The organism is Clavibacter capsici (genome assembly GCF_001280205.1).
In the GTDB taxonomy this organism is placed as follows: Bacteria; Actinomycetota; Actinomycetes; order Actinomycetales; family Microbacteriaceae; genus Clavibacter; species Clavibacter capsici.
In genome coordinates, this window is sequence record NZ_CP012573.1 from 1298285 (window position 1) to 1323124 (window position 24840).

General features: G+C 73.2%; 21 protein-coding genes. 10 read left to right on the forward strand and 11 right to left on the reverse strand.

Annotated elements, in window-relative coordinates:
* Positions 1 to 2 precede the first annotated feature (2 nt).
* Both AES38_RS06170 and AES38_RS06175 read right to left on the reverse strand, forming a co-directional pair.
* Entirely contained in the window at positions 3 to 1031 is a 1029-nt protein-coding gene (locus tag AES38_RS06170; protein ID WP_053774232.1) for an ABC transporter ATP-binding protein, read from the reverse strand.
* On the reverse strand, positions 1031 to 2110 hold the full coding sequence (locus AES38_RS06175) for an extracellular solute-binding protein (RefSeq protein ID WP_053774233.1): 1080 nt from the start codon (positions 2108 to 2110) through the stop codon (positions 1031 to 1033). Before AES38_RS06175 ends, AES38_RS06170 begins: the two co-directional genes overlap by 1 nt.
* A 240-nt stretch (positions 2111 to 2350) precedes the next feature.
* On the opposite strand from AES38_RS06175, the gene AES38_RS06180 reads away from it, so the two are divergent.
* Positions 2351 to 3841 (forward strand): MFS transporter, encoded by a 1491-nt coding sequence (locus tag AES38_RS06180; RefSeq protein WP_053774234.1) that lies wholly within the window; start codon positions 2351 to 2353, stop codon positions 3839 to 3841.
* A 22-nt stretch (positions 3842 to 3863) separates the two neighbouring features.
* Here the strand turns inward: AES38_RS06180 and AES38_RS06185 are convergent, their stop codons facing one another.
* The 3 genes from AES38_RS06185 to aroA are packed head-to-tail and all read right to left on the reverse strand — an operon-like array spanning position 3864 to position 7223.
* The gene (locus tag AES38_RS06185) at positions 3864 to 4676 is read right to left on the reverse strand and encodes an inositol monophosphatase family protein (RefSeq protein WP_053774235.1); all 813 of its coding nucleotides are present in this window, start codon (positions 4674 to 4676) and stop codon (positions 3864 to 3866) included.
* A 10-nt stretch (positions 4677 to 4686) separates the two neighbouring features.
* Positions 4687 to 5763 (reverse strand): ribosome small subunit-dependent GTPase A, encoded by a 1077-nt coding sequence (rsgA, locus tag AES38_RS06190; protein WP_053774236.1) that lies wholly within the window; start codon positions 5761 to 5763, stop codon positions 4687 to 4689.
* Entirely contained in the window at positions 5760 to 7223 is a 1464-nt protein-coding gene (gene aroA, locus AES38_RS06195; protein ID WP_053774237.1) for a 3-phosphoshikimate 1-carboxyvinyltransferase, read from the reverse strand. Before aroA ends, rsgA begins: the two co-directional genes overlap by 4 nt.
* Before the next feature lie 232 nt (positions 7224 to 7455).
* Here aroA and AES38_RS06200 point away from each other — a divergent pair, with 232 nt between their 5' ends.
* Genes AES38_RS06200 through AES38_RS06210 form a run of 3 tightly spaced genes read left to right on the forward strand, consistent with a single transcriptional unit; the run spans position 7456 to position 8827 of the window.
* Entirely contained in the window at positions 7456 to 8112 is a 657-nt protein-coding gene (locus AES38_RS06200) for a sigma-70 family RNA polymerase sigma factor (RefSeq protein ID WP_053775700.1), read from the forward strand.
* A complete protein-coding gene (gene rsrA / locus AES38_RS06205; protein WP_015490009.1) occupies positions 8109 to 8351 on the forward strand; it encodes a mycothiol system anti-sigma-R factor in 243 nt (80 codons plus the stop codon). The genes AES38_RS06200 and rsrA overlap by 4 nt, the downstream gene beginning before the upstream one ends.
* Positions 8352 to 8386: 35 nt before the next feature.
* Positions 8387 to 8827, forward strand: a complete 441-nt coding sequence (locus AES38_RS06210; protein WP_053774238.1) for a GNAT family N-acetyltransferase — start codon at positions 8387 to 8389, stop codon at positions 8825 to 8827.
* A gap of 74 nt (positions 8828 to 8901) precedes the next feature.
* Here the strand turns inward: AES38_RS06210 and AES38_RS06215 are convergent, their stop codons facing one another.
* Positions 8902 to 12720, reverse strand: a complete 3819-nt coding sequence (locus AES38_RS06215) for a multifunctional oxoglutarate decarboxylase/oxoglutarate dehydrogenase thiamine pyrophosphate-binding subunit/dihydrolipoyllysine-residue succinyltransferase subunit (protein WP_053774239.1) — start codon at positions 12718 to 12720, stop codon at positions 8902 to 8904.
* Positions 12721 to 12898: 178 nt separating this feature from the next.
* Between AES38_RS06215 and guaB1 the strand changes: the two genes are divergently transcribed.
* From guaB1 to AES38_RS06230, 3 genes are all read left to right on the forward strand, one after another.
* Positions 12899 to 14338 (forward strand): GMP reductase, encoded by a 1440-nt coding sequence (gene guaB1 / locus AES38_RS06220; RefSeq protein WP_053774240.1) that lies wholly within the window; start codon positions 12899 to 12901, stop codon positions 14336 to 14338.
* 113 nt (positions 14339 to 14451) lie between these two features.
* Positions 14452 to 15882, forward strand: a complete 1431-nt coding sequence (locus tag AES38_RS06225; protein WP_053774241.1) for a hemolysin family protein — start codon at positions 14452 to 14454, stop codon at positions 15880 to 15882.
* Positions 15875 to 16918, forward strand: coding sequence for a hemolysin family protein (locus AES38_RS06230; RefSeq protein WP_053774242.1), 1044 nt, complete (start codon positions 15875 to 15877; stop codon positions 16916 to 16918). Before AES38_RS06225 ends, AES38_RS06230 begins: the two co-directional genes overlap by 8 nt.
* 65 nt (positions 16919 to 16983) lie before the next feature.
* Here AES38_RS06230 and AES38_RS06235 read toward each other — a convergent pair whose 3' ends face one another.
* Positions 16984 to 18063, reverse strand: a complete 1080-nt coding sequence (locus AES38_RS06235; RefSeq protein WP_053774243.1) for an NADH:flavin oxidoreductase/NADH oxidase — start codon at positions 18061 to 18063, stop codon at positions 16984 to 16986.
* A 137-nt stretch (positions 18064 to 18200) separates the two neighbouring features.
* Here AES38_RS06235 and AES38_RS06240 point away from each other — a divergent pair, with 137 nt between their 5' ends.
* On the forward strand, positions 18201 to 19082 hold the full coding sequence (locus AES38_RS06240) for an ADP-dependent NAD(P)H-hydrate dehydratase (protein ID WP_371259392.1): 882 nt from the start codon (positions 18201 to 18203) through the stop codon (positions 19080 to 19082).
* Here the strand turns inward: AES38_RS06240 and AES38_RS06245 are convergent.
* A complete protein-coding gene (locus AES38_RS06245) occupies positions 19079 to 19756 on the reverse strand; it encodes a YceI family protein (RefSeq protein ID WP_053774245.1) in 678 nt (225 codons plus the stop codon). The genes AES38_RS06240 and AES38_RS06245 overlap by 4 nt on opposite strands.
* Positions 19757 to 19970: 214 nt before the next feature.
* Here AES38_RS06245 and AES38_RS06250 point away from each other — a divergent pair, with 214 nt between their 5' ends.
* Positions 19971 to 20288 (forward strand): thiamine-binding protein, encoded by a 318-nt coding sequence (locus AES38_RS06250; protein ID WP_053774246.1) that lies wholly within the window; start codon positions 19971 to 19973, stop codon positions 20286 to 20288.
* Between the two features lie 52 nt (positions 20289 to 20340).
* Positions 20341 to 21621 carry an MFS transporter gene (locus AES38_RS06255; RefSeq protein ID WP_053774247.1) on the forward strand — a complete coding sequence of 427 codons (1281 nt, stop codon included), beginning with the start codon at positions 20341 to 20343 and terminating at the stop codon, positions 21619 to 21621.
* A 37-nt stretch (positions 21622 to 21658) separates the two neighbouring features.
* On the opposite strand, the gene AES38_RS06260 is transcribed toward AES38_RS06255, so the two are convergent.
* The 3 genes from AES38_RS06260 to AES38_RS06270 are packed head-to-tail and all read right to left on the reverse strand — an operon-like array spanning position 21659 to position 24725.
* On the reverse strand, positions 21659 to 22315 hold the full coding sequence (locus tag AES38_RS06260; RefSeq protein WP_053774248.1) for a response regulator transcription factor: 657 nt from the start codon (positions 22313 to 22315) through the stop codon (positions 21659 to 21661).
* Between the two features lie 26 nt (positions 22316 to 22341).
* Positions 22342 to 23574 carry a hypothetical protein gene (locus tag AES38_RS06265; protein ID WP_053774249.1) on the reverse strand — a complete coding sequence of 411 codons (1233 nt, stop codon included), beginning with the start codon at positions 23572 to 23574 and terminating at the stop codon, positions 22342 to 22344.
* Positions 23571 to 24725, reverse strand: a complete 1155-nt coding sequence (locus tag AES38_RS06270) for a sensor histidine kinase (protein WP_053774250.1) — start codon at positions 24723 to 24725, stop codon at positions 23571 to 23573. The genes AES38_RS06265 and AES38_RS06270 overlap by 4 nt, the downstream gene beginning before the upstream one ends.
* Between the last annotated feature and the right edge of the window lie 115 nt (positions 24726 to 24840).

Below are 24840 nucleotides of genomic sequence, written 5' to 3' on the forward strand. Positions count from 1 at the left end.
GGCTACGACCGGTACTGCAGGATCGCGGTCGGGTCGATGCCGACGGCGACCTCTGTGCCGGGCGCGAGCGGCGGAGCGCCCGTCTCGGCGACCAGGGCGGTCACGGCGTCATCCCCGAGGTCGATCCGGTACGTGCTGTGGGAGCCGTGGTACGAGCGCTCGGCGACGACGCCGTCGATGCGCACGCGGGCCGGATCCGCCGCAGCGGCGTCGCGGGCGTCCACCGACACGCGCTCGAGCCGCACGTAGGCGCGCCCCGACGCGTCGAGGCCCGACGCACCCGCCGCGCGGAGCCGGGCGACCGTGGCGGGCCCGAGGGCGTTGATGGCGCCGACGAAGGTCGCGACGAACTCCGTGGCCGAGCGCTCGTAGACCTCCTCGGGGGTGCCGACCTGCTCGATCCGGCCCGCGTCGAAGACGGCGATGCGGTCGCTCATGGTGAGCGCCTCCTCCTGGTCGTGCGTCACGTACACGGTCGTGATGCCGAGGCGCGACTGCAGGCCCTTCAGCTGCTCGCGCAACTGGACGCGGAGCTTGGCGTCGAGGTTCGACAGCGGCTCGTCGAGCAGCAGGATCCGCGGCTCCAGCACGAGCGCCCGCGCGATGGCGACGCGCTGCTGCTGCCCGCCGGAGAGCTCGGCGACGTCCTTGTCGAGCTGCGCGGCGCTCAGCTCGACCTGGTCGGCCATGGCCCGCACGAGCCGGTCGGTCTCCGCCTTGCCGGCCTTGCGCACCGTGAGGCCGAAGGCGATGTTCTGCCGCACCGACATGCTCGGAAAGAGCGCGTAGTTCTGGAACACCATGCCGACGCGGCGCTTCTCGCTGGGCAGCCTGGTCGCGACCTGCCCGTCGATGACGATGTCGCCACGGCTCGGGTCCACGAATCCGGCGAGCGTGCGGAGCGCGGTGGTCTTGCCGCAGCCGGAGGGCCCGAGGAGCGTGAAGAACTCGCCCTCGTGGATCTCCAGGTCGAGGCCCGGGATCGCCACCTGGTCGCCGAAGCGCACCTCGACGTCGTCGAAGCGGATCATCAGGGCAGGTACTCCAGCTCGGTCTTCTCGACCCAGTCGGCGATGTGCTCGCGCACGAAGCCGTAGTCGACGTCCTGCTTGTCGAGCGACTCGATGAGCTCCTTCACGGCCGGCAGCGCCTTCTCGCGCGCGGTCGTGTTGACGGGGTAGCTGGAGAACCGCTCGGCGAACGCGCCCTGGACGTCGGCGCTGCCGAACCAGTCGATGAAGGCGCGGGCGCGCTCCTCCTTCTTCGTGCCCGCGATCTCGGCGATCTGCTCGGTGACGAACGGGACGCCGGCCTTCGCGGGGACGATCTCGGTGGTCGTGCCGTACTGCGCGTCGCGGGCCGCGATCCCGCTCGACGGGAGCGTGCCGAAGGAGACCTCGCCGCGGGAGAGGCGGGCGTAGAGGTCCGTGCCCTCGACCGCGGGGGATCCGTTCGCGAAGTAGTCGTGCACGACCTGCCATCCGGCGTCGCTGATGCCGAGGTCGCCGTCGGGGTCCGCGTACGGCGCGAGGAGGCCCGCGAGGATGAGCTGCGGGGTCGCCTCGCCGAGCCGCGTGTTCACCTCGTACTTCCCCTCGTACTCCGACGTGGGGAGGTCCGTGACGTCCTCCGGCACGTCGCCGCCGGAGGTCTGCTTCGCGTCGTGCACGGTGACGATCGCCTGCTCCACGAGCGGCCAGTAGGCGCCGTCCGCCGGGTCGCCGGCGGCCCGGTCGACCTCGCCGGACCACGCGGGCGTGTACGCGGTGATGGCGTCCTCGGCCTTGAGGTCCTCGAAGTACATGGTGTTGAGGCCGAACACCACGTCCCCGACGGGGTTGTTCCTCTCGGCGACGATGCGGTTCGCGAGGTCGGCGCCGCCGAGGCCCACGATCTGGATGTCGAAGCCCGCCTTCGCGGCCTCCGCCGTGACCCAGTCGCCGCGGCCGTCCCCGTTCGAGTTCGTGTAGACGATGAGCGTGTCGCCCGAGGCGGGGGAGGCCGCGGGATCCGCGGTGCCGCCGCCCGCCGACCCGCATCCGGTGAGCGCGAGCCCGGCCGCCACGGCGGCGGCGAGGGAGGCGGTGAGACGGCGGGCGCGGTTCTTCATGGTGTCCTCTCGGAGGGAGCACGTCGGCGTGCTCGCGGGCGGCCGCGCCGGATCGGCACGGAAGTCCCCACCCTATGAGCGGGGTCCCCGGCCTCCCGATCGGGCGGTCGCTGTTGGCCCGCTGTTCAGCACGGGGACACCCGCGACGTTTCCCCAGGTGAGGAGCAAACTGGAGGCGGGCACGTCGCCCGCGCCCACGGGGGCGGGAATGCATAGCCCGTGTATGGGATTCGATACCTCATGACCGAACGCACCACGACGGGCACGACCCCGACCGCCGACCAGGAGCGCACGCGATGGCAGGCCTTCTGGGTCTGCGTCGGCGTCGCGGCCCTCACCATCCTCGACCTCTCCAAGGTGAACGTCGGCCTGCCGTCGATCGAGGAGTCCCTCGGCGCCGGGTCCACCGACCTGCAGCTGATCGTCGCGGGCTACGCGCTCGCGTTCGGCCTGGCCCTCGTGCCCGCCGGGCGCCTTGGGGACATCCGCAGCCGCCGCCTCATGTTCGTCATCGGCCTCAGCTCCTTCACCGTCGCGAGCCTCCTCTGCGCCATCGCGCCGGACGTGAAGACCCTCGTGGTCGCGCGGATCCTGCAGGGCGTGGCCGCCGGCATCCAGATGCCGCAGGTGCTCGGCCTCATCCAGCAGCTGTTCCAGGGGGAGGAGCGGGCGCGCGCGTTCGGCCTGTTCGGCGCCGTGGTCGGCATCTCGACGGCGTTCGGGCCGACGCTCGGCGGCCTCCTCATCCAGCTCGGCGGCCCCGAGGACGGCTGGCGGCTGCTGTTCTGGATGAACATCCCGCTCGGCATCGTCGCCATCGCCTTCGCGCTCAAGCTGCTGCCGCGGAGGCAGGCGAGGCCCACGGGGAAGGTGGGGCTCGACCCGGTCGGCGTGCTGCTGCTCGCCGTCGCGACCTTCTCGCTCATGCTGCCGTTCGTGCTCACCACCGGCGGCCCCGACGACGACGCGCGCCGCTGGATCTGGCTGGCCGGCGCCGTCGTGGCGGCCGCGCTCTTCGTCGCGTGGGAGCGGCGCTACGAGCGATCGGGCAAGTCGCCCGTCGTGCACTTCGCCCTCTTCCGGCTCTCCTCGTACCGCAACGGGATCCTGATCGCCACGGCCTACTTCGCCGCCATCCCCGCCGTGTTCCTGCTCACGACGCTGTACCTCCAGCAGGGGCTCGGCCTCGCGCCCGTCTTCGCCGGGATGGTCAGCATCCCGTTCGCGCTGTCGTCGGCGGTCACGGCCTGGATCGGGGGACGGCTGGTGTCCCGCCTCGGCCGGCAGCTCGTGGTGATCGGCCTCGCGGTCGTCGCAGGCGGGATCACCCTGCTTCTCCTCGCCGCCGTCCTGACGCCCGCGGAGGTGACGCCGTGGGCGATGGCCGCGGCCATGCTGGTGGCGGGCGTCGGCGCGGGCTTCGTCATCTCGCCGAACCAGACGCTCACGCTCGCCGAGATCCCCGTCACGGAGGGCGGCGTGGCCGGGTCCATGGCGCAGGTCGGCCAGCGCGTGGGCACGGCGGTGGGAGTCGCGGCCGCGTCGGCCACGTTCTTCAGCACCCTCTACGCGGAGGCCACCGGCGGCGGCGACGCGAGCCTCGCGGTGTACCACGACGGGTTCCGGAACGGCTTCCTCGTGACCATCGGGCTGCTGGCGGTGGCGCTCGCGCTCGGCCTCGTGGACCTCGGCCAGCGGCGGCGTCGGCGCCAGCGCGCCGCGACGGCCTGAGCGGTCGGTCCCCCGGGCGGGCTCAGCGCGCGACGACCGCCAGCACCGCGTCGTGGAGGCGCCCGTTGGTGGCGAGCGCGGATCCGTGCCAGGGGCCGGCCTCGCCGTCGATCGACGTGAAGCGCCCGCCTGCCTCCTCGATCACCGGGATGAGCGCGGCCATGTCGTAGGGCTTCAGGTCGTGCTCGCCCGCGATGTCGAGGAGTCCCTCGGCGAGGAGCATGTAGGCCCACATGTCGCCGAAGTCGCGGGAGCGCTTCACCCGGCCGGAGAGGTCGAGGAGCTCGTCCAGGCGGTCGGCATCGCGCCAGCGCTGCACGCCCGCGACGCTCATCGAGGCGTCCTCGAGCCGGGCGACGTCGGAGACCCGGATCCGCCGCTCCTGCGACGTGGTGGCCTGGCCCAGCGTGTCGTCGACGTAGGCGCCGAGGCCCGTCGCGCCCCACCAGCGGCGGCCGAGCGCGGGCGCGCTCACGACGCCGACCACGGGCACGCCGTCCACCGCCAGCGCGATGAGGGTGCCCCACACGGGCACGCCGCGCGCGTAGTTCGAGGTGCCGTCGATCGGGTCGACGATCCACTGCCGTGACGACGACCCGCTCGTGCCGTACTCCTCGCCCAGCACGCTGTCGTGCGGGCGGCTCTCGGCGATGCCCGCGCGGATCGCCCGCTCGACCGACGTGTCGGCGTCGGTGACCCAGCTGGAGTCGGCCTTCGTCTCCACGGCGAGGTCGGCGGAGCGGAAGCGGTCGAGCGAGATCGCGTCGGCCATGTCGGCCAGCTCCCGCGCGAGCCGCAGGTCGGACGACAGGGAGTGCAGGGGTTCGGAGGCCACGGGGACGAGCCTAGCGATCGGCCTGGTCGCCCTTCGCCGCGTCGGAGCGGTTCGCGACCAGGTGCTGGAGCGAGTGCAGCCGCTCGCGCCCGGCGTCGCCCAGCTCGCCCGCCTCGACCCGGTCGACGATCTCCCAGTCGTGCGCCTCGGTCAGCGGGATCCCGCCGGGCGGCTCGCCCTCCGGCAGGTGCGCGTAGCTGGCGAACGAGCGGAGGATGTTGGCCGGATCCACGTGCCCGAGGCCGAACGAGCGGACGCCCGGGGTGTCGATGATCCAGCCGTGCCCGCCGTCGCCCGTCTCGACGCGCATCGAGACCGTGGAGCTCGAGGTGTGGCGTCCGCGACCGGTGACCTGGTTGACGACGCCGGTGGCGCGCTTGGCGTCCGGCACGAGCGCGTTGACGAGCGTGGACTTGCCGACGCCCGAGTGCCCGACGGCGACGGTCGTCCGGTCGGCCAGCAGCGCGCGCAGCTCCTCGAGCGGCACGTCGTCCGAGCGGCTGAGCACGATCGGCACGTCGAGCACCCGGAAGTGCGCCGCGAAGGGCGCGGGGTCCGCGACGTCGGACTTCGTGATGCAGAGGATCGGCTGGATCCCCGCGTCGAACGCGGCGACCAGGTAGCGGTCCACGAGGCGCGCCCGGGGCTCGGGCTCCGCGGCCGCGACCACGATGAGCATCTGGTCGGCGTTCGCCACGATGACGCGCTCGACGGCGTCGGAGTCGTCCGCGCTCCGGCGCAGCAGCGTGCGACGCGGGGCGATGCGGACGATGCGCGACAGGCTGCCCTCGTCGCCCGAGGTGTCGCCCACGATGTCGACGCGGTCGTTCGTGACCACGGCCTTCTTGCCGAGCTCGCGCGCGCGGGTGGCGGTGAGCGTGTGCTCGTCCGGGGTGTCCTCGCCGACGAGCACGCCGAAGCGGCCGCGGTCGACCGTGAGCACGCGGCCCTCGACGGCGTCGGTGTGCCCGGGTCGCTGCTTGCTGCGCGGCTTGTTGCCCTTGGGGTTCGGCCGCACCCGCACGGACGACTCGTCGTAGGCGTCCCAGACGCCGTCGTCCTCCTCGGGATCCGCGAGCCAGCTCACAGGAGCCCGCCGACGCCGCCCGGCGCGCCCGGCCCGGTGATGCCGCCGAGGGCGAGCGGGTCGACCGCGGCGCGGGGCGCGCGTCCGAGGAGCGCGCCGATCCACAGCTCCGGGAACTCGGGCAGCGTCTTGGCGGTGGTGCCGATGTCGTCGATCTCGACGCCGGGGACCGCGAGGCCGATGATCGCGCCCGCCGTGGCCATCCGGTGGTCCTCGTAGGCCCGCCAGGGGCCGCCGTGCAGCGGCGCGGGCTCGATCGCGAGCCCGTCCTCGAGCTCGGTGACGGATCCGCCGAGGCCGGTGATCTCCGCCGCCAGCGCGGCGAGGCGGTCGGTCTCGTGCCCGCGCAGGTGCCCGATGCCCGTGATGCGGCTGGGCCCGTCGGCGAGGGCCGCCAGGGCCACGAGAGCGGGCGCGAGCTCGCCGCCGGTGCTGAGGTCGAGGTCGACTCCCGGGATCCGGCCGCCCGCGGCGAGCCCCGGCCCGCCGTCCACGACGAGCGCGTCGCCCTCGCGGGTGACCGTGGCGCCGAAGCGCGGGAGGAGGTGCGCGAGGTCGGCGCCGACCTGGGTGGTCTCCTCCGGCCAGCCGGGCACGGCGACGCGCCCGCCCGCGACGATCGCGGCGCAGAGGAACGGCGCCGCGTTGGAGAGGTCCGGCTCGACGGCGACCTCGCGGCCGGCGATGGGGGAGGAGGGCACGATCCAGAGGCCGGGCTCCGGGCTCTCGACGACGACGCCGCGCTCCGCGAGCGTGCGGATCGTCATCTCGATGTGCGGCATGCTCGGCAGAGTGGCGCCCGTGTGCCGGAGCCGGAGCCCCTGGACGAAGCGCGGCGCCGCGAGCAGCAGGCCCGAGACGAACTGGCTGGAGGCGGACGCGTCGATGGCGATCTCGCCGCCCGGCACCTCGCCCGTGCCGTAGAGGCTGAACGGGAGGGCGCGACGGCCGTCGTCGTTGACGTCCACGCCGAGCGCGCGGAGGGCCTCGATCGTGCCGGACATGGGACGGCGGCGGGCGCTCGGGTCGCCGTCGAAGGAGACCGGGCCGAGGGCGAGCGCGGCGACCGGCGGCAGGAAGCGCATGACCGTGCCGGCGAGGCCGCACTCGACGGTGACGCCGCCTGCGAGCTCCGCCGGGGTGATCCGCAGGTCGGGACCGAAGGCGCCGTCGCCGTCGACCTCCTCGATCACCGTGCCGAGGGAGCGCAGCGCCTCGACCATGAGCCGCGTGTCCCGCGAGCGGAGCGGGGAGCGCAGCGTCGAGGGGGAGTCGGCGAGGGCGGACAGCACCAGCTCGCGGTTGGTCAGGCTCTTGGATCCCGGCAGCGGCACGCTCGCGTCGAGCGGCCCCTCGGCGACCGGCGCGGCCCACGGCCCGTCGTCGTCGGGCACCGGCGCATGGGTCCGGTCGTCGTCGTACGGGCTGAAGGTCGGACCGGAATACCTGAAGATCTCCATGGGTTCACCAGAGTACCGGGCACGCGTCCGGCAGGCCCGGATCCCGGGCCGGGAAGGAAGACCCGTGATCACGAGGACAGCACCGGCGGCCCCGTCCGCCGAGCTCGTGCGCGCCGTAGAATCTGCCTTGATGGCCAATTCGAGGAACACCAGTCACGACGCGCCGGCCGACACCACCGGGGGAGACGCGAAGCCCGCGTCGGAGGCGCCCGCGGAGCTCGTGGAGGCCGTCGTGCAGTCCACGGAGGACGCCGCGGACCAGCAGGAGGCCGAGCGGGCCGAGGTCGAGGAGTCGCGCGCGGCCCAGCCCGGCGACAACCGCGAGCTCTTCGAGGAGCAGGCGCTCCCCTTCATCGACCAGCTCTACGCCGCGGGCCTGCGCATGACGCGCAACCCCGCCGACGCGCAGGACCTGGTGCAGGAGACGTTCGTGAAGGCCTACACGGCCTTCCACCAGTTCAAGCAGGGCACGAACCTCAAGGCCTGGCTGTACCGGATCCTCACGAACACCTTCATCAACAACTACCGCAAGAAGCAGCGGGACCCGTACAACGGCACCATCGACGAGCTCGAGGACTGGCAGCTCGGCGGAGCCACCTCCGCCACCGCCACCACCACGCGCTCCGCCGAGGCGGAGGCCATCGACCACCTGCCGGACAGCACCGTCAAGGACGCGCTGCAGTCCATCCCGGAGGACTTCCGGATGGCCGTCTACTTCGCGGACGTCGAGGGCTTCTCCTACCAGGAGATCGCCGACATCATGAAGACCCCCGTGGGCACCGTCATGAGCCGCCTGCACCGCGGCCGCCGGATGCTGCGGGGCCTCCTTTCCGACTACGCGCGCGAGCGGGGCATCTCCACCGCGCACCTCACTGGAGCGACCAAATGAGCGACTGCGGCTGCGACAAGGCCAAGAAGGATCTCGAGGAGTACCTGCACCACGAGCTCGACAAGGCGGACGCCGCCGACATCCGCGAGCACATGGCGAACTGCCCGGACTGCGCGCGCGAGCACCGCGTCGGCGTGGTCCTCCGCGACACCGTGCGCCGCGCCTGCACGGAGGCGGCTCCCGAGGACCTGCGCACGCAGGTGATGGAGAAGCTGCGCGCCATCCAGGCCACCCACTGAGCCGAGGGGCCGCGGGCTCCCGGTAATCTCGGGACGTGACCAACGCCATCGAGTCCCTCGGGACGCCGTCCGGATCCGATCTGACCGTCATCGTCGAGCTGCTCCGCCTGCTCGACTACGAGGTGGACGAGGGGCGCGTCGCCGCGCGTCTCTCCCGCATGACGGCCGCGGCCGGCCACGAGACGTGGGTGGTCCGCGACGACGCGGGCGAGATCGCCGGGCTCGCGGGCGGGCACCTCATGTGGGGCCTCGCCGACGACGAGCCGATCGCGCAGCTCATCATCCTGGTCGTCCGCGAGGGACGGCAGGCCGGGGGCATCGGCTCCGACCTCATCCGCCACTACGAGGCGTGGGCGCGCGAGCACGGCGCCACGCGGTTCCTCGCCACCTCGGCGGCGGCACGCGACAACGTCACACGCTTCTACGCCCGCCGCGGCTACCACGCGTCCGGCATCCGCTACTCGAAGCTCGGCTGACCCGCAGCATGACGAGAGGCCCGGTCCTAGGGGACCGGGCCTCTCGTCGTGCCGGGCGGGTGCGCCCTACCGCATCACTCCGCGGTGGCGCGCGCGATCAGGTCGGTCTGCTCCGTGGCGTGGCGCTTGCTGGATCCCGCGGCGGGCGACGCCGCCGCCGGACGCGAGACGACGCGCACCGGGCGGTCGGGCAGGACCCGGCCGAGCTCCACGTGCACGAACGGCCAGGCGCCCTGGTTCTCGGGCTCGTCCTGCACCCAGACCACCTCGGCGTCCGGGTACGACTCGACGACGCGGCGCACCTGCTCCTCCGGGAACGGGTAGAACTGCTCGACCCGCACGAGGGCGATGGACGTGTCCTGGCGCTTCTCCAGCTCGCCGAGCAGGTCGTAGTGCACCTTGCCCGAGTGGAGGAGCACGCGGCGGACGGCGCCGCGGTCCTGGATGCGGACGTCGTCGATCACCGGCTCGAAGCGGCCCGAGGTGAAGGCCTCGATGTCGCTCGTCGCGCCGCGCAGCCGCAGCATGGCCTTCGGCGTGAAGACCACGAGCGGGCGGCGGGGCCGCGAGTACGCCTGGCGGCGCAGCAGGTGGAAGTACGACGCGGGCGTCGAGGGCCGCGCGACCGTCATGTTCTGCTCCGCGCACAGCTGCAGGAAGCGCTCGATGCGCGCCGACGAGTGGTCGGGGCCCTGGCCCTCGTAGCCGTGCGGCAGCAGCAGCACGACGCTCGAGCGCTGGCCCCACTTCTGCTCGGCCGAGGAGATGAACTCGTCGATGATGGTCTGCGCGCCGTTGGCGAAGTCGCCGAACTGGGCCTCCCAGAGGACCAGCGCGTCGGGCCGCTCCACGGAGTAGCCGTACTCGAAGCCCATCGCGGCGTACTCGCTCAGCAGCGTGTCGTAGATCCAGAACCGCGCCTGGCGGTCGCTGAGGTTCGCGAGGGGCAGCCACTCCTGGCCGTTGTCGCGGTCGTGCAGCACCGCGTGGCGCTGGACGAACGTGCCGCGGCGCGAGTCCTGGCCGGCGAGGCGGACGGGCGTGTTCTCCAGCAGCAGCGAGCCGATGGCGAGGAGCTCGCCGAAGGCCCAGTCGATGGATCCGCTCCGGCTCATCTCGAGCCGCTTGCGCATGAGCGCCTGCAGCTTCGGGTGCACGGAGAAGCCCTGCGGCGGGTTGTCGTGCGCGTCGCCGACCGCCTGGATGACGGACTCGGACACGCCCGTGGTCTCGGGCTCCCCGTGGCCGTCGTCCTGCTGGGAGTCGGGGCGCTCGAGGTCGGACACCGCGCCCGCGTCGTCCGTCTGGACGGGGATGGACGAGGTCTGCGCCGCGTGCGTCTCGGCGAAGGCGCGCTCCAGGCGGTCCTGGAAGTCCTTCTGCGCCGCGTCGTACTCCTCCTGCGTGATGTCGCCGCGGCCGACCAGCGCCTCCGTGTACAGCTTCCGCACCGAGCGCTTGGCCTCGATGAGGTTGTACATGAGCGGCTGCGTCATCGACGGGTCGTCGCCCTCGTTGTGGCCGCGTCGGCGGTAGCAGACGAGGTCGATGACGACGTCCTTCTTGAACTGCTGGCGGAACTCGAAGGCGAGGTGCGCCACGCGGGCCACGGCCTCCGGGTCGTCGCCGTTCACGTGGAAGATCGGCGCCTGGATGCTCTTCGCGACGTCGGTCGAGTAGACCGACGAGCGGGACTCCGACGGCGGCGTGGTGAAGCCGACCTGGTTGTTGATCACGATGTGCACCGTGCCGCCCGTGCGGTACGCGCGCAGCTGCGAGAGCTGGAGGGTCTCGAAGACCACGCCCTGGCCGGCCATCGAGGCGTCGCCGTGGACGAGGATCGGCAGCACCGAGAACGAGCCGATGGGCTTCCGGTCCTGCTTCGCGCGGACGATGCCCTCGAGCACGCCGTTGACGGCCTCGAGGTGCGACGGGTTGGCCGCGAGGTACACGGGCATCTCCTCGCCGTGGACGCCCCGGAAGGTGCCCTCGGTGCCGAGGTGGTACTTCACGTCGCCGGATCCCTGGACCGTGCGGGGGTCCTGCGTGCCCTCGAACTCGCGGAAGATCTGGCCGTAGCTCTTCCCCGCGATGTTGGTGAGGACGTTGAGGCGGCCGCGGTGCGCCATGCCGATGGCGACCTCGTCGAGGCCGTGGTCGGCCGCCCCCTGGAGGAGCGTGTCCAGCAGGGAGATGGTGGACTCGCCGCCCTCGAGGCTGAAGCGCTTCTGCCCGACGTACTTCGTCTGCAGGAACGTCTCGAAGGCCTCCGACTCGTTGAGCTTCGAGAGGATGCGCATCTGCTCGTCGTGCGTGGGCTTCGCGTAGGGCTGCTCGACCTTGCCCTGGATCCACTCGCGCTCGTCCGGCTGCTGGATGTGCATGTACTCGATGCCGATGGTGCGGCAGTAGGAGTCGCGCAGGATCCCGAGCACGTCGCGGAGGAGCGCCTGGCGGCGGCCGCCGAAGCCGCCGGTGACGAACTCGCGGTCGAGGTCCCAGAAGGTGAGCCCGTGGTTCGTGATCTCGAGGTCCGGGTGCGTGCGCTGCTGGTACTCGAGCGGGTCGATGTCCGCCATGAGGTGCCCGCGGACGCGGTACGCGTTGATGAGCTCCTGCACGCGGCTGGTCTTGGAGACCCGCTCCGAGAGGTCGACGTTGATGTCGGTGGCCCACTGGATGGGGTCGTACGGGATGCGCAGCGCCGCGAAGATGTCCTCGTAGAAGCCGTGCTGGCCGATGAGGCGCTCGTGCACGATCTTGAGGAACTCGCCGGAGCCCGCGCCCTGGATGACGCGGTGGTCGTACGTGCTCGTGAGCGTGATGGTCTTGCCGATGCCGAGCTCGACGAGCGTCTTGGGGGAGGAGCCCTGGAACTCGGCCGGGTACTCGAGGGCGCCGGCGCCGATGATGGCGCCCTGGCCCTTCATGAGGCGCGGCACCGAGTGCACGGTGCCGATGCCGCCGGGGTTCGTGAGCGAGATGGTGGTGCCGGCGAAGTCGCCCGCGGCGAGCTTGTTGGATCGCGCCTTCTTCACCAGGTCCTCGTACGCGGAGAGGAACTCGCCGAAGGTCATGGCCTCGGCGCCCTTGATGCTCGGGACGAGGAGGGCGCGCGTGCCGTCCGGCTTCGGCATGTCGATGGCGATGCCGAGGTTGATGTGCGCGGGGGAGACGACGCTGGGCTTGCCGTCCACCTCGTCGTAGTGCACGTTCTGGCTCGGGAACTCCTTGAGCGCCTGGATGAGCGCCCAGCCGATGAGGTGCGTGAACGAGACCTTGCCGCCGCGGGCGCGCTTCAGGTGGTTGTTGATGACGATGCGGTTGTCGATCATCAGCTTCGCCGGGATCGTGCGGACGCTCGTCGCGGTGGGGATGGTGAGCGAGGCGTCCATGTTGGTCGCGAGGCTCTTGGCCATGCCGCGGAGCGGGGTCACGTCGTCCTCGCCGGGCGGGGTGGGCTCCGCGCCCTTCTTGGCGGGCGCCTTCGCGGGGGCCTGCGCGGGGATCGGCTGCTGCTTGGGGGCGATGCTCGTCGTGCGCGCCGCCGGCTGCGAGCCGGTCGCGGGCTGCTGCGCCTGCGCGTCGGGCTGTCCGGGGGCGTCGGGCGCGGGGGTCGCGGCCGGGGCGCCGGTGTTCGTCGCGGCGGGGGCGGAGGTGCTCCCCGCATCCGGGATCTGCGCCTCGGCGGTCTCGTCGCCGGTGGCCGGCGTCGCCTCGCGGCCCTCGATCACGGTCGTGTGGTAGTTCTCCAGGATCGGCCACCAGCTGCGGTCGACGGAGTCCTTGTCGACCACGAACCTCTCGTACATCTCGTCGACGAGCCACTCGTTGGCTCCGAAGTCGCCCGTGGAACCGTCATCGGTCCCCGTACCAGTCACCTGGCTCGACACAGTTGATCGCCCGCTCTCTTGCTGTTGGTCGTCTGCCTCGCGCGGCCCGTTCGCGTGCCGCGCGTCCACGATCACCCAGCCTAAACCTTCCCCCGGTCGGGCCGACGGGAGCGGCGCGCGGAGGGGCGCGCCGACCGCGCCCTGGCGCGGGCCGGGACGCCGGGGATACCGTCGGGGCATGAGGTTCACCGGAGAGGCTCCCGCCCACGACCTGACCTACTCGGACGTGTTCCTGAGCCCGGGCCGGTCGGACGTCGCCAGCCGCATGGACGTCGACCTCGCCCCGGGCGACGGCACGCCGTGCACGGTGCCCGTGGTCGCGAGCAACATGGGGTCCGTCACCGGGCCCCGGCTCGCCGCGGTGCTCGCCCGGCGCGGCGGCATCGGGATCCTCCCGCAGGACCTCCGCCCGCAGGAGCTGGACGCCGCGATCCACCGGGTGAAGGACCAGCCGGTCGCCTACGACTCCCCGCTCGAGCTGCCGCCGGACGCGACCGCGGGCCAGGCGCGCGAGCTGCTCCCGCCGATCGCCGGGCACGGCATCGTGCTGCGCGACGCCGACGGGGAGATGGTCGGCTGCCTCGAGGGCACGCAGCTCGCCGGGGTGCCCGACGGCACCCGCCTCGGCGACCTGCCGCACGGCGCCCTCGCCTCCCTCGACGCCGACGACGTCCCCACCGGCCGCGCGGCCTTCGACCTGATGCACGCCGCGGGCATCGACTTCGCGCCCGTGCTCGCGCACGGCCGGCTCGTCGGCACGCTCAGCCGCCGCAGCGCGCTGCGCTCCACCGTCTACGCGCCCGCCCTGGACGGGCACGGGCGCCTCGCGGTCGGCGCCGCCGTCGGGGTGAACGGCGATCCCGTCGGACGCGCCCGCGCGCTGCTGGCCGCGGGCGTCGACGTGCTGGTCCTCGACACGGCGCACGGGCACCAGGAGGCGATGCTCCGGGCGATCCGCGACGTCCGCGCGCTCGACCCGCGCGTGCCGCTCGTCGCCGGCAACGTCGTGACCGCCGAGGGCGCGCGGGACCTCGTGGAGGCGGGCGCCGACATCGTCAAGGTCGGCGTCGGACCCGGTGCCATGTGCACCACGCGCATGATGACCGCCGTCGGGCGCCCGCAGTTCTCCGCCGTGCTCGACACGGCCGGGGCCGCCCGCGCCGCCGGCGCCCACGTCTGGGCGGACGGGGGAGTGCGCTACCCGCGGGACGTCGCGCTCGCGCTGGCGGCGGGCGCGGCGAGCGTCATGATCGGATCCTGGTTCGCGGGCACCGTCGAGTCGCCCGGCCGGCTGCTCGTCGACGACGACGGCGGGCTCGCCAAGGAGAGCTGGGGCATGGCGTCCACGCGCGCGGTGCAGGAGCGCTTCGGCCGGCGCGAGGCCTTCGAGCTCGCGCGCCGGACCCTCTTCGCCGAGGGGATCTCGACGAGCCGGATCCGGATCGACCCGCTGCGTCCCGGCATCGAGGACCTGCTCGACACCATCACGTCCGGCGTCCGCAGCGCCTTCACGTACGCCGGGGCGCGCACCCGTGCCGAGTTCGCCGAGCGCGCCGCGGTCGGGATCCAGTCCGCGGCCGGCTACGAGGAGGGCAAGCCCCTGCCGGTCGGCTGGTGAGCCCCGGTATGCTCGACGGACGATGGACGACCCCCCTCCTGCTCATAGACCCCCGCCCCGCGCCGCCCTCGACCTGAAGCCGGCCGCGCGCCCGGCGCCCGGGAGCCGCTCCGGTGAGTGAATGGCTCCTCCTCGCCGTCGGCCTCGTCCTGACCCTCGGCACCGGCCTCTTCGTGGCCAGCGAGTTCGCCCTCGTCAACCTCGACCGCTCCGACCTCGAGAAGCGCCAGGAGCGCGGCGAGAAGCGGCTCGGCCCGCCCATCCGCGCCCTGCGCATCACCTCGACGCACCTCTCGAGCGCCCAGCTCGGCATCACGCTGACGACGCTCCTCACCGGCTACACGATGGAGCCGGCGATCAGCCTCCTGCTCGAGGGCCCCGTCACGTCCACGGGCCTGCCCGAGGGGCTCGTGTCGCCGGTGTCGACCGTGGTGGCGCTCGTCGTCGCGACGCTCCTGTCGATGATCGTCGGCGAGCTCGTGCCGAAGAACTTCGCGCTGGCCCTGCCCCGCGAGACGGCCAAGCTCGTGATCCCCTTCCAGGCGCTGTTCACGACCGTGTTCAAGCCCGCGGTGCTGCTGCTGAACAACAGCGCCAACGGGATCCTCCGGCTCGTCGGCATCGAGCCGAAGGAGGAGCTGTCGGGCGCCCGCTCCGCGGAGGAGCTGTCCTCGCTGGTGCGGCGCTCCGCGCTCGCCGGCCTCCTCGAGGACGACACGGCGATGCTCCTCAGCCGCACGCTCCGCTTCGCCGACCTCACCGCGTCCGACGTGATGACGCCGCGCCTCCGGGTGAAGTCCGTCGAGCGCACAGACAGCGCGCAGACGGTGATCGAGCTGGCCATGACCACCGGCTACTCGCGCTTCCCCGTCACGGACGACGGCGTCGACGACGTGATCGGTCTCGTGCACGTGAAGCAGGCCGTCGCCGTGCCGCGCGAGAAGCGGGCGCAGGTGCCGGTCACCGCGCTCCAGTCCGAGGCCATCAGCGTGCCCGAGACGATGAAGCTCGACGACCTGCTCGGCGAGCTCCGGGGCCGCGGCTTCCAGATGGCCGTCGTGGTCGACGAGTACGGCGGCACCGCCGGCGTCGCGACCCTCGAGGACCTCGTGGAGGAGCTGGTCGGCGAGCTCGCCGACGAGCACGACCGCACGCGTGCCGGCGTCGTCCGATCGCGCGACTCCCTCACCTTCCCCGGCATGCTGCGGCCCGACGAGCTCCTCGAGCGCACGGGCCTCAAGATCCCCGAGGAGGGCCCGTACGAGACGGCCGCCGGCTTCGTCATGAGCGAGCTCGGCCGCCTGCCCGTCGTGGGCGACGAGCTGGAGCTCGAGACGGGCACGCTGCGGGTCGAGCGGCTCGACGGCCGGCGCATCGACCGGATCCGGTTCACGCCGTTCCCCGAGCCCGTCGCCACCGCCGTGGGCACCACGCGCGCCGAGCGGCAGGCCGACCGGCAGGCGGAGCGCCAGGCCGGCCGCGAGGCCGGGAGGCAGGCGGACGCGGACCGCGCCGCGAGCAGGAAGGAGCCGTCCCGTGGGTGAGTACGCCGGGGGGATCATCGCGCTCGTCGTGCTGCTCGCCGTCAACGCCTTCTTCGTCGGCGCCGAGTTCGCGGTCATCTCCGCGAAGCGGTCGCAGATCGAGCCGCGTGCGGAGGAGGGCAGCCGCGCCGCGCGCGTCACGCTCTACGCCATGGAGCACGCGACGCTCATGCTCGCGACCACGCAGCTCGGCATCACGGTGTGCTCGCTGCTGATCCTCAACGTGTCCGAGCCGGCGATCCACCACCTGCTGGAGATCCCGCTGCACGCCACCGGACTGCCCGAGGAGGCGATCTCCACGATCGCGTTCGTCATCGCGCTGCTCCTGGTGTCGTTCCTGCACGTCGTGCTCGGCGAGATGGTGCCGAAGAACATCTCGTTCTCCGTGCCTGACCGCGCGGCGCTGCTGCTGGCGCCGCCCCTCGTGGGCATCGCCCGGGTGGTGAAGCCGCTCATCGTGGCGCTGAACGCGATCTCGAACGCCGTGCTGCGCCTCGCCAAGGTGGAGCCGAAGGACGAGGCCGCGAGCGCGTTCACCCTCGACGAGGTGCAGGGCATCGTCGACCAGTCGACGCGCGAGGGCGTCCTCGAGGACCGGACGGGCGCCCTGACGGCCGCGTTCGAGTTCACGGGCAAGAAGGTGCAGGACATCGCGATCCCGCTCCGCGCCCTCGTCAGCCTGCCCGAGACCGCGTCGCCCTCCGACGTCGAGCGCGCCGTCGCCCGGCACGGGTTCTCGCGCTACGTGCTGGTGGACGAGGCGGGGGAGCCGTCGGGCTACCTCCACCTCAAGGACGTCATCGACCTCGACGAGGCCGACGAGTTCGTGCGGCCCGTGCCGGCCAAGCGGATCCGCCAGCTCGTCTCGGTCTTCGAGGGCACCGAGCTCGAGGACGCCCTCGCGATGATGCGCCGCTCGGGCGCCCACCTCGCGCGCGCCTTCACGGAGGCGGGCGAGACGACGGGCGTGCTGTTCCTCGAGGACATCATCGAGGAGCTCGTCGGCGAGGTGCAGGACGCCACCCGGCGCATCTGACCCGTACGCGACGACGGCCCGGCACCCGCGCGGGGTGGGGGGCCGTCGTGGGCCGTGCGGGGTGGTCAGGCCGCCCAGCGCGCCCGGTCGTACTGCTTGGGCCAGTAGTCGATCTCGACGCTCAGCTCGTGCGCGGCCCGGAGCGCGAAGTGCGGGTCCCGCAGCATCTCGCGACCGAGCATCACGGCGTCAGCCCGGCCCTCGGCGACGACGGCCTCGGCCTGCGCGGGCTCGGTGATGAGGCCGACGGCGTTGAGCGCCACCTTCGCGTGCTCCTTCACGTACTCGGCGAAGGGCACCTGGTAGCCGGGTGCGACGGGGATCGTGACGCCCGTCGTGTTGCCGCCCGTGGAGATGTCGAAGAAGTCGGCGCCGTGCTCGGCCGCCCAGCCGGCCACGGTCGCGGTCTGCTGCTCGTCCCAACCGGCGTCGCCGGCCCAGTCGGTCGCGGAGAAGCGCACGAGGAGCGGCACGTCGGGGACCTCGGCGCGCACCGCGTCGATCACCTGGAGCAGGAGGCGCGCCCGGTCCTCCAGGCTGCCGCCGAACTCGTCGTCGCGGTGGTTGCTGAGCGGCGAGAGGAACTGGTGCAGGAGGTAGCCGTGCGCGGCGTGGAGCTCGAGCACGTCGAAGCCGGCGTCCACCGAGCGGCGGGCGGCCCGGGCGAAGTCGTCGACGACCTTCCGGATCCCGTCGGCGTCGAGCGCGGTGGGCGTGCCGTAGCCGGGGAACGGCTCGGCCGACGGGGCGACGGTCTCCCAGCCGCCCTCCTCGGCGGGCATGGTGCCGCGGCCGGAGAACGAGTAGGTGGAGGCCTTGCGGCCGGCGTGCGCCAGCTGGATCGCGGCGACCGCGCCCATCTCGTGGATGAAGTCGACGATCGGCTTCCACGCGTCCCGCTGCGCGTCGTCCCAGATGCCGGTGTCCTCGGGCGTGATGCGCGCCTCGGGGCTGACGCCCGTGGCCTCCGCCATCACGAGGCCGGCGCCGCCGCGCGCGAACGAGCCGAGGTGCGCGAGGTGCCAGGCGCCGGGGACGCCGTCGCGCGCGTCGATGCTGTACTGGCACATGGGCGCGACCCAGATGCGGTTGCGCGCGGTGACGCCGCGGACGGTGATCGGCTCGAAGAGCGGGGACGTGGTCATGGGGATCCTTCCAGGCGGGCGGCGGCGCGGATCCGGGTGGGAGGCGCGGCGCACGGGGACGGGCGGAGGGCGACGGCGGCCTCATGGTCCCAAGGCCCGGCGCGGCCGTCGCATTCCCTCCCGCCTATCGTGAGGGGATGAGCGACGCGCGCGACGACCAGGTGCCCGAGGGCTGGATCCGGCAGGACGAGGAGCGGACGCGGCAGGCGATCCGGCTCCCGCGCGACGACGACGACAAGTACACGCGCGGCGTGCTCGGCGTCCGCACGGGCTCCGACCGCTACCCGGGCGCGGCCGTGCTCGGCGTGGAGGCCGCGGCGCGCACGGGCGTCGGCATGATCCGCTACCTCGGCCCCGCGGGCGCCTCCGCGTCGGTGCTCGCGCGGCGGCCGGAGGCGGTCACGGCCGACGGGCGCGTGCAGGCGTGGCTCGTCGGATCCGGCATGGACCAGGCGCACCGCGACGACGCCGCGACCGACGCGATCGCGGACGCGCTGGGGCAGGGCCTGCCGTCGGTCGTCGACGCGGGCGCGCTCGACCTCGTGGGACGCGCGACCGGGCCGGTCGTCGTCACGCCGCACTTCCGCGAGCTGTCGCGGCTGCTGGACGGCGCGGGGATCCACGTCCCGGCGGAGGGCATCGCCGCGGATGCGCCGGAGTGGGCGGAGCGCGCGGCACGGGAGCTCGGCGTGTGCGTGCTGCTCAAGGGCGCGACGACGCTGGTCGTCGGCGGCGGGACGCGCATCGCGGTGCGCGCCGGGACGCCGTGGCTCGCGACGGCGGGGTCGGGCGACGTGCTGGGCGGCGTGCTCGGCGCGCTGCTCGCCGGGGCGTCCGCCCGGGTGGCCGACGCGGCGGATCCGCTCGCCGAGGTCGCGCGCGTCGCGGCCGCCGCGGCCTGGCTGCACGGCCGCGCGGGCGGCCTCGCGTCCGGCGGCGGACCGATCACGGCCCTCGACGTCGCTGAGGCGATGCCGAGGGCCGTGCGGGAGACGCTGGAAGGTGGCCTGGAAGGCTAGGCCTTCGCCACGTCGAGCGAGAACTCGACCGAGCCGTGGTCCTCCACGGTCACGAAGCCGAGGCTCGGCGCCTGCACGCCGAAGTCCTGGAACGTGATCGGGATGGAGCCCACGATCTGGCCGCCGTCGGACGTGAAGGACGCCTGCATCGTCGCGGTCACGCTCTTCGTCACGCCGTGCAGCGTGAGGTCGCCGGTCACCTCGTAGGTCGCCGGCACACCGGCCTCGACGCCGTCGGCCGCGATCGGCTGCGTGAGCGTGAAGGTCGCGGTCGGGAAGTCGGCCGTCTTCATCGCCTCGCCCTGGAAGTAGGCGTCGCGGGGCGGCTGGTCGGTGTGGATCTTCGTCACGTCGACCGTCATCGTGCCCTTCGTGACCTGCGACCCCTCGACCGTGATGCCGCCCGTGACGGCGTCCGTGCGACCGTCCACCGTGACGGGCGTGCCGTTCAGGACCTCGTCGACGCGGTAGCCCGCGTACGAGGACCCGCCGACCGTCCAGTCGCCGGACAGGTCGCCGAGCGAGCCGCCCGCCGCGGCCGCCGCGAGGGTGGGCGCCGCGTCCGGCGTGCCGGCCAGCTGCTTGTAGATCGGGCCGCCGAACACGGCGAACGCGCCCACGAGCACGACCACGCCGGTCGCGATCCCGATGGTGATCTTGGTCTTCTTGTCCATGGTGCTGCTCCTCCGATGCGCTGGATGCGGTGGGCGGCCGCGCCACGGCCCGCCCGTCCTTTGAACTCTCAAGTACCCGAGGAGTCTCGCCGCATCGCGGAGCCGGCGAGGGCGGCCGTCCACAGGGTCGGTGCCGTGGGTACCCTGGTCGCACAGCCGGCACCGGCCGGGCACCCGCCCGGAGCACCGCCGCCGTCGATCCCCGGGGGTCCCCATGCTCGTCGCCTTCTCCGTCGCCCCCAGCGGGGGCGACGCGCCCGACGCCTCCGTGCACGACGCCGTCGCGGCGGCCGTCGCCGTCGTCCGCGCGTCCGGCCTGCCGAACCGCACGGACGCGATGTTCACCACGATCGAGGGCGACTGGGACGAGGTCTTCGACGTCGTCCGGCGGGCGACCGAGGCGGTCGCGCCCTTCGGCACGCGCGTCTCGCTGGTGCTCAAGGCCGACATCCGCCCGGGCTACCAGGGCGAGCTGACGGGCAAGCTCGAGCGCCTCGAGTCCGCGCTCGAGGCGCGCGACGCGGGGGAGTGACGCCGGGGGATCCCGACCCGGCCCCGTTCCCGACCGCCGGTAGGCTCGTCGGGTGAATCCCCCCTCCTCCGGGCGGGCGACCCTGTCGCCGGCCCGCGTCCGCATCGCCCTGCTCGCCCTCGCGATGGGCGGGTTCGCCATCGGCACGACCGAGTTCGTCGCCATGGGCCTGCTCCCGCAGCTCGCGGCCGACCTCCTGCCCGAGGTCGCCGCGCGGTCGACGGAGGCCGCCAACGCGCAGGCGGGCACGCTGATCAGCGCCTACGCCCTCGGGGTCGTGGTCGGCGCGCCGACCATCGCGGCCGCGTCCGCCCGCGCGCCCCGCCGGAAGCTCCTCCTCTGGCTGCTGCTCGCCTTCACGCTCGGCACCGTGCTCAGCGCGATCCTGCCGAGCTTCGGCCTCGTGGTGGTCGCGCGCTTCGTCGCGGGCCTGCCGCACGGCGCCTACTTCGGCATCGCGTCGCTGGTCGCCGCGCAGCTCATGGGGGAGGGCAAGCGCGCCCGCGGCGTGGCGTTCGTCCTCGCCGGGCTCACGATCGCCAACGTCATCGGCGTGCCCATCGTCACGTGGATCGGCCAGAACGCCGGCTGGCGCGTCGCGTACCTCGTGGTCGCCGCGATCTTCGCCGCCACCTTCGTGGCCGTGGCCCTCGCGGTGCCCGCCCAGGACGGGAACCCCGAGGCGACCCTCCGGCGGGAGCTCCGGGCGTTCACGCGGGTGCAGGTGTGGCTCGCGCTCCTCATCGGCGCGATCGGGTTCGGCGGCTTCTTCGCGGTCTACACGTACGTCGCCCCCATGGTCACGGACGTGACGGGTCTGCCCGAGTGGTCGGTGCCGCTCGCGCTCGTCGTCGTGGGGCTCGGCATGACCGTCGGCAACCTCGCGGGCGGCTGGTGGGCGGACCGGGACGTCAGGACCGCGCTCCTGTCGCTCTTCGTGCTCCTCATCGCCTCGCTCGTGGGCCTCGTGCTCACGGCGTCGAACCCGGTGGGGCTCTTCGGGTTCCTGTTCCTCATCGGCGGGTCGGCGGCCGCGCTGTCGCCCGGGATCCAGATCCGCCTCATGGACGTCGCGCACGACTCGCAGTCGATCGCCGCGGCGCTCAACCACTCCGCGCTCAACACCGGGAACGCGGTCGGCGCGGCGCTCGGCGGCGTCACCGTCGCCGCGGGCCTCGGCTACACGTCGCCCGCTCTCGTCGGGGTCGGGCTGAGCATCGCCGGCCTGCTGATCGCGCTGGCGAGCTTCGGGCTCGACCGGCACCGGCGTGGAACCCGCCGACCGGTCGACGGCACGCGGCCCACCACCCAGCCCATCGGCATCGGCGGCTGAGGCGGGCCGAGTCCTGGACGGACGGCCTGCGCCCGGGCTACTCGCCCTGGAGCAGGATGCCGTCCTGGATCGCGCGCTTGCGCAGCGCCACCTTGGTGCCCACGTCGAAGCCCGCGACGCGGTACTTCTCCCGGATCCGCTTGAGGTACGACTTCGCCGTCTCCTCCGAGATGCCGAGGCTGTAGGCGACCGACTTCACGGGCTCGCCGCCGCCGTACAGCGCCATGACCCGGCGCTCCTGCGCGCTGAGCTTCGGCACGCCGCCGACGTCGGTGCTGTTGATGGCGAGGTCGAGCTCGCTCGAGATGTACGACTGGCCGTCGGCCGCGAGGCGGATGGCGTCGACGATCATGCTCGCGTCCTCGCTCTTCACCAGGTAGCCGAGCGCGCCGGACGCGAGCGCCTCGCGCACCACGTTCGGCTCCGAGTAGGTGCTCATCAGCACGGTCTTCACGCCCGTGGTCTTGAGCGTGGCGATCTTGAGCGAGATCGGGAGGTTGTCCTTGAGGTCGAGGTCGAGGAGCACCACGTCGACGGGGAAGCGCGGGTGCGTCAGGAGCTCGGGCCAGGTCGACACGGCGGCGACCATCTCGATGTCGGACGCGGCGTTGCGGATCCACTCGGTCAGGGCCCCGAGCAGCATCCGGTGGTCGTCCACGATGGCGAGGGTGATCGGTCGGTTCTCAGCTGACACGTGCTCTCCGGTCCTAGTGCGGGCCCTCACCGGTCGGCGAGGTTGTCCACGACGCAGTCGATGGTGATGAGGAGGGTGGCGCCCCGGGTGCTCTCCGTGTGCGTGCCGACCTTGTCGATAGCATCCCACGTCGAGGGATCCAGGCGCGTGCGGGGCAGGCCCGACGTCGTGATCGCGATGGGCACGATGGCGCGGCGCAGGGGCACGGGCTGCTCCCCGGCGCCGCGGCCGCGGAGGGGCCCGAGGGAGACCTGCACCGAGACCCCGGGCACGCCGTTGCGCCGCTCCGCGGAGGTGAGCAGGAGCCAGACCGCGGAGAGCAGGCCGTCGCGCTGCCGGCGGTCGAGCAGGCCCGCGAGGGCGGCGGGATCGCTGAGCGTCACGTCGGGGCCGAGGAACTCGGACTCCGTGACGGCGTGGTGCAGCCAGGTCTCGCGGCGGCCCTCGATGAGGTGCAGGCGCAGCTCCGTGGCGAGCGAGGCCGCCGTGGACGCCGCCAGGGGCGACAGCGGCAGCGGCTCCCGGCCGCTCGCCACGTCGTCGAGGAGCTGCTCCGCCGCGAGGTCGAGGCGGGCGAGCTCCTCGGAGGCGAGCATGCCGACCGCGTAGCGCGGCGCGGAGACGGTGCTCTGCACGAGGACGCGGTCCAGCTCCATCTCCGTCACGCGTCGGAAGCCGCGGACGACGGCGACGCCGAAGGCCGCGGGTACGACGGCGCGCGCGATCGCGGAGATCTCGGGGGCGAGGTCGGCGGGACGCACCGGATCCGAGAGGAGGAACACCAGCAGGAGCACGACGCCCAGCGCCGCGTCCACGGCGAGGACCTCCCTCGCCGGTCGGTAGGTGACCGTCGTCAGGAGCGCGGCGCCGGCGGCCACGCCCGCGGTCGAGTGCTGCATGACGTCGCCGAGGGGCCACACGGCGACGAGGTCGAGGGCGACGACGACGCCGAGGCCCGCGACGAACACGGCCATGAGCGGTCCCGGCATGCGGTCGCGCAGCGCCCGGACCGCGACGACCGTGACGACGAGGAGGGCGAGCAGGAGGATCCACGCGGTCACGATCAGGCCGGGCGACGGCATGGTCCGGTGGTCGAGCGCGAAGCGGACGAGTCCGTAGCCCATGGCGATGGCGCAGACGACCGCCGATCCGGCCCCGAGGTAGCCGAGGCCGATGGAGGTGGGCTGCGCGGGCGTGCCCTCGGGGAGCCGGACGCGTCGGCTGGTGCGGGGCGGCGCGTCGACGTCGCGGCGGATCACCGCGGCACCTCGAGGACGACCGTCGTGCCGGACCCGGGGGAGGAGAACAGGCGCGCGTTGCCGCCCACGTCCGCCAGGCGAGCGACCACCGACTCCTTGAAGCCGAGCTTGGCCTGGTCGACGTGAGCGAGGTCGAAGCCGACGCCGGCGTCGGTGACCATGGCGCGCACCGTGGTGTCGTCGTCGGTGATGGTGACGTGCGCCTCCGTGACGCCCGCGTGCCGCCGCACGTTCTCCAGGCACTCCGCGAGGGAGAGGAGGAACGCGTCGAGGATGTCGCTCGGCAGGAGCACCTGACCGGTGCCGTGCCAGCTGACCTCGAGCCCCATCCGCCCGAAGCGCTGCTTCACCGACTCGAGCGTGTTGCCCAGCACCGACTGCTCGACGGGCTCGAGCGTGTAGCCGCCGGACGCCTGGGGCGTCGGGTTCGCGCCGAGGCGCAGCTGCCGGAGGAGGCGCGCGTCGTCGGTCGCCTGCTCCCGCATGGCCTCGGGCGTGACGCCGACGCCGGAGTGGGCGAGGAGGGTGAGGGTCGCGAGCACGGTGTCGTGCAGCAGCCGCGCGCCCTGACGGCGCTGGGCCTCGAGCTCGCTCGCCATGCGCTCGGCCCGGTGGGCCCGCCCGATGTCGGTGATGCGGCGGCCGACGCGGCGCACGGCCACGCTCAGCCAGTAGCCGAGGATCACGGCGAGCAGCCAGCCGAACACGTGCACGAGCACGACGTAGGGGAACGCCGCGGTGCCCCACGACGCGCCGACGGCGACGACGCTCGTGAGGAGGAAGGCGGCCACGACGATGCGGAGCCGGCCGGGCCGCACCGTCTCGAGCAGCGCCAGCGACCCGACGGCGCCCGCCGAGAGGTGCGTGAGCGCCGTGAGCGACGACGCGCTGCGACCGCCGAGCTGGGCGAGGACCATCGCGGCGATGCCGGTGACGACCACCACGACCATCCAGGCCAGGCGCGCGTCGGTGCCGATGCGCCACTGCGCGACGGCGAGCACCACCAGCAGCAGGACGCTCCCCGCGGCGAAGGGCAGCGGGACCTCGCCCGGCAGCAGGAGGCAGGCGGCCGCCACGGCCGTGAAGCTCAGGCCGTAGACGCGGGCCGTGCGCTGCAGCAGGCGCTCGCGCTCGCGCTTCATGCGATCCATCGGGTCCCCGCTCGGAGTGCGCCGACGCCGGTGGCGTGCGCTCGGTGTGCTTCCGATCCTAGGCGCGCCGTCGACGGACGATGCACGTCGGCGCGTCCGCCGCTGCGATCATCCA

What these genes read in the sequence shown, in the direction of transcription:
- guaB1 (WP_053774240.1), top strand. Translation starts at nt 12,899, where the DNA reads ATGAGGTTCACCGGAGAGGCTCCCGCCCACGACCTGACCTACTCGGAC.
- AES38_RS06245 (WP_053774245.1), bottom strand. Translation starts at nt 19,756, where the DNA reads ATGGACAAGAAGACCAAGATCACCATCGGGATCGCGACCGGCGTGGTC.
- AES38_RS06270 (WP_053774250.1), bottom strand. Translation starts at nt 24,725, where the DNA reads ATGGATCGCATGAAGCGCGAGCGCGAGCGCCTGCTGCAGCGCACGGCC.
- aroA (WP_053774237.1), bottom strand. Translation starts at nt 7,223, where the DNA reads ATGGAGATCTTCAGGTATTCCGGTCCGACCTTCAGCCCGTACGACGAC.
- AES38_RS06250 (WP_053774246.1), top strand. Translation starts at nt 19,971, where the DNA reads ATGCTCGTCGCCTTCTCCGTCGCCCCCAGCGGGGGCGACGCGCCCGAC.
- AES38_RS06240 (WP_371259392.1), top strand. Translation starts at nt 18,201, where the DNA reads ATGAGCGACGCGCGCGACGACCAGGTGCCCGAGGGCTGGATCCGGCAG.
- AES38_RS06180 (WP_053774234.1), top strand. Translation starts at nt 2,351, where the DNA reads ATGACCGAACGCACCACGACGGGCACGACCCCGACCGCCGACCAGGAG.
- AES38_RS06235 (WP_053774243.1), bottom strand. Translation starts at nt 18,063, where the DNA reads ATGACCACGTCCCCGCTCTTCGAGCCGATCACCGTCCGCGGCGTCACC.
- AES38_RS06175 (WP_053774233.1), bottom strand. Translation starts at nt 2,110, where the DNA reads ATGAAGAACCGCGCCCGCCGTCTCACCGCCTCCCTCGCCGCCGCCGTG.
- AES38_RS06170 (WP_053774232.1), bottom strand. Translation starts at nt 1,031, where the DNA reads ATGATCCGCTTCGACGACGTCGAGGTGCGCTTCGGCGACCAGGTGGCG.
- rsrA (WP_015490009.1), top strand. Translation starts at nt 8,109, where the DNA reads ATGAGCGACTGCGGCTGCGACAAGGCCAAGAAGGATCTCGAGGAGTAC.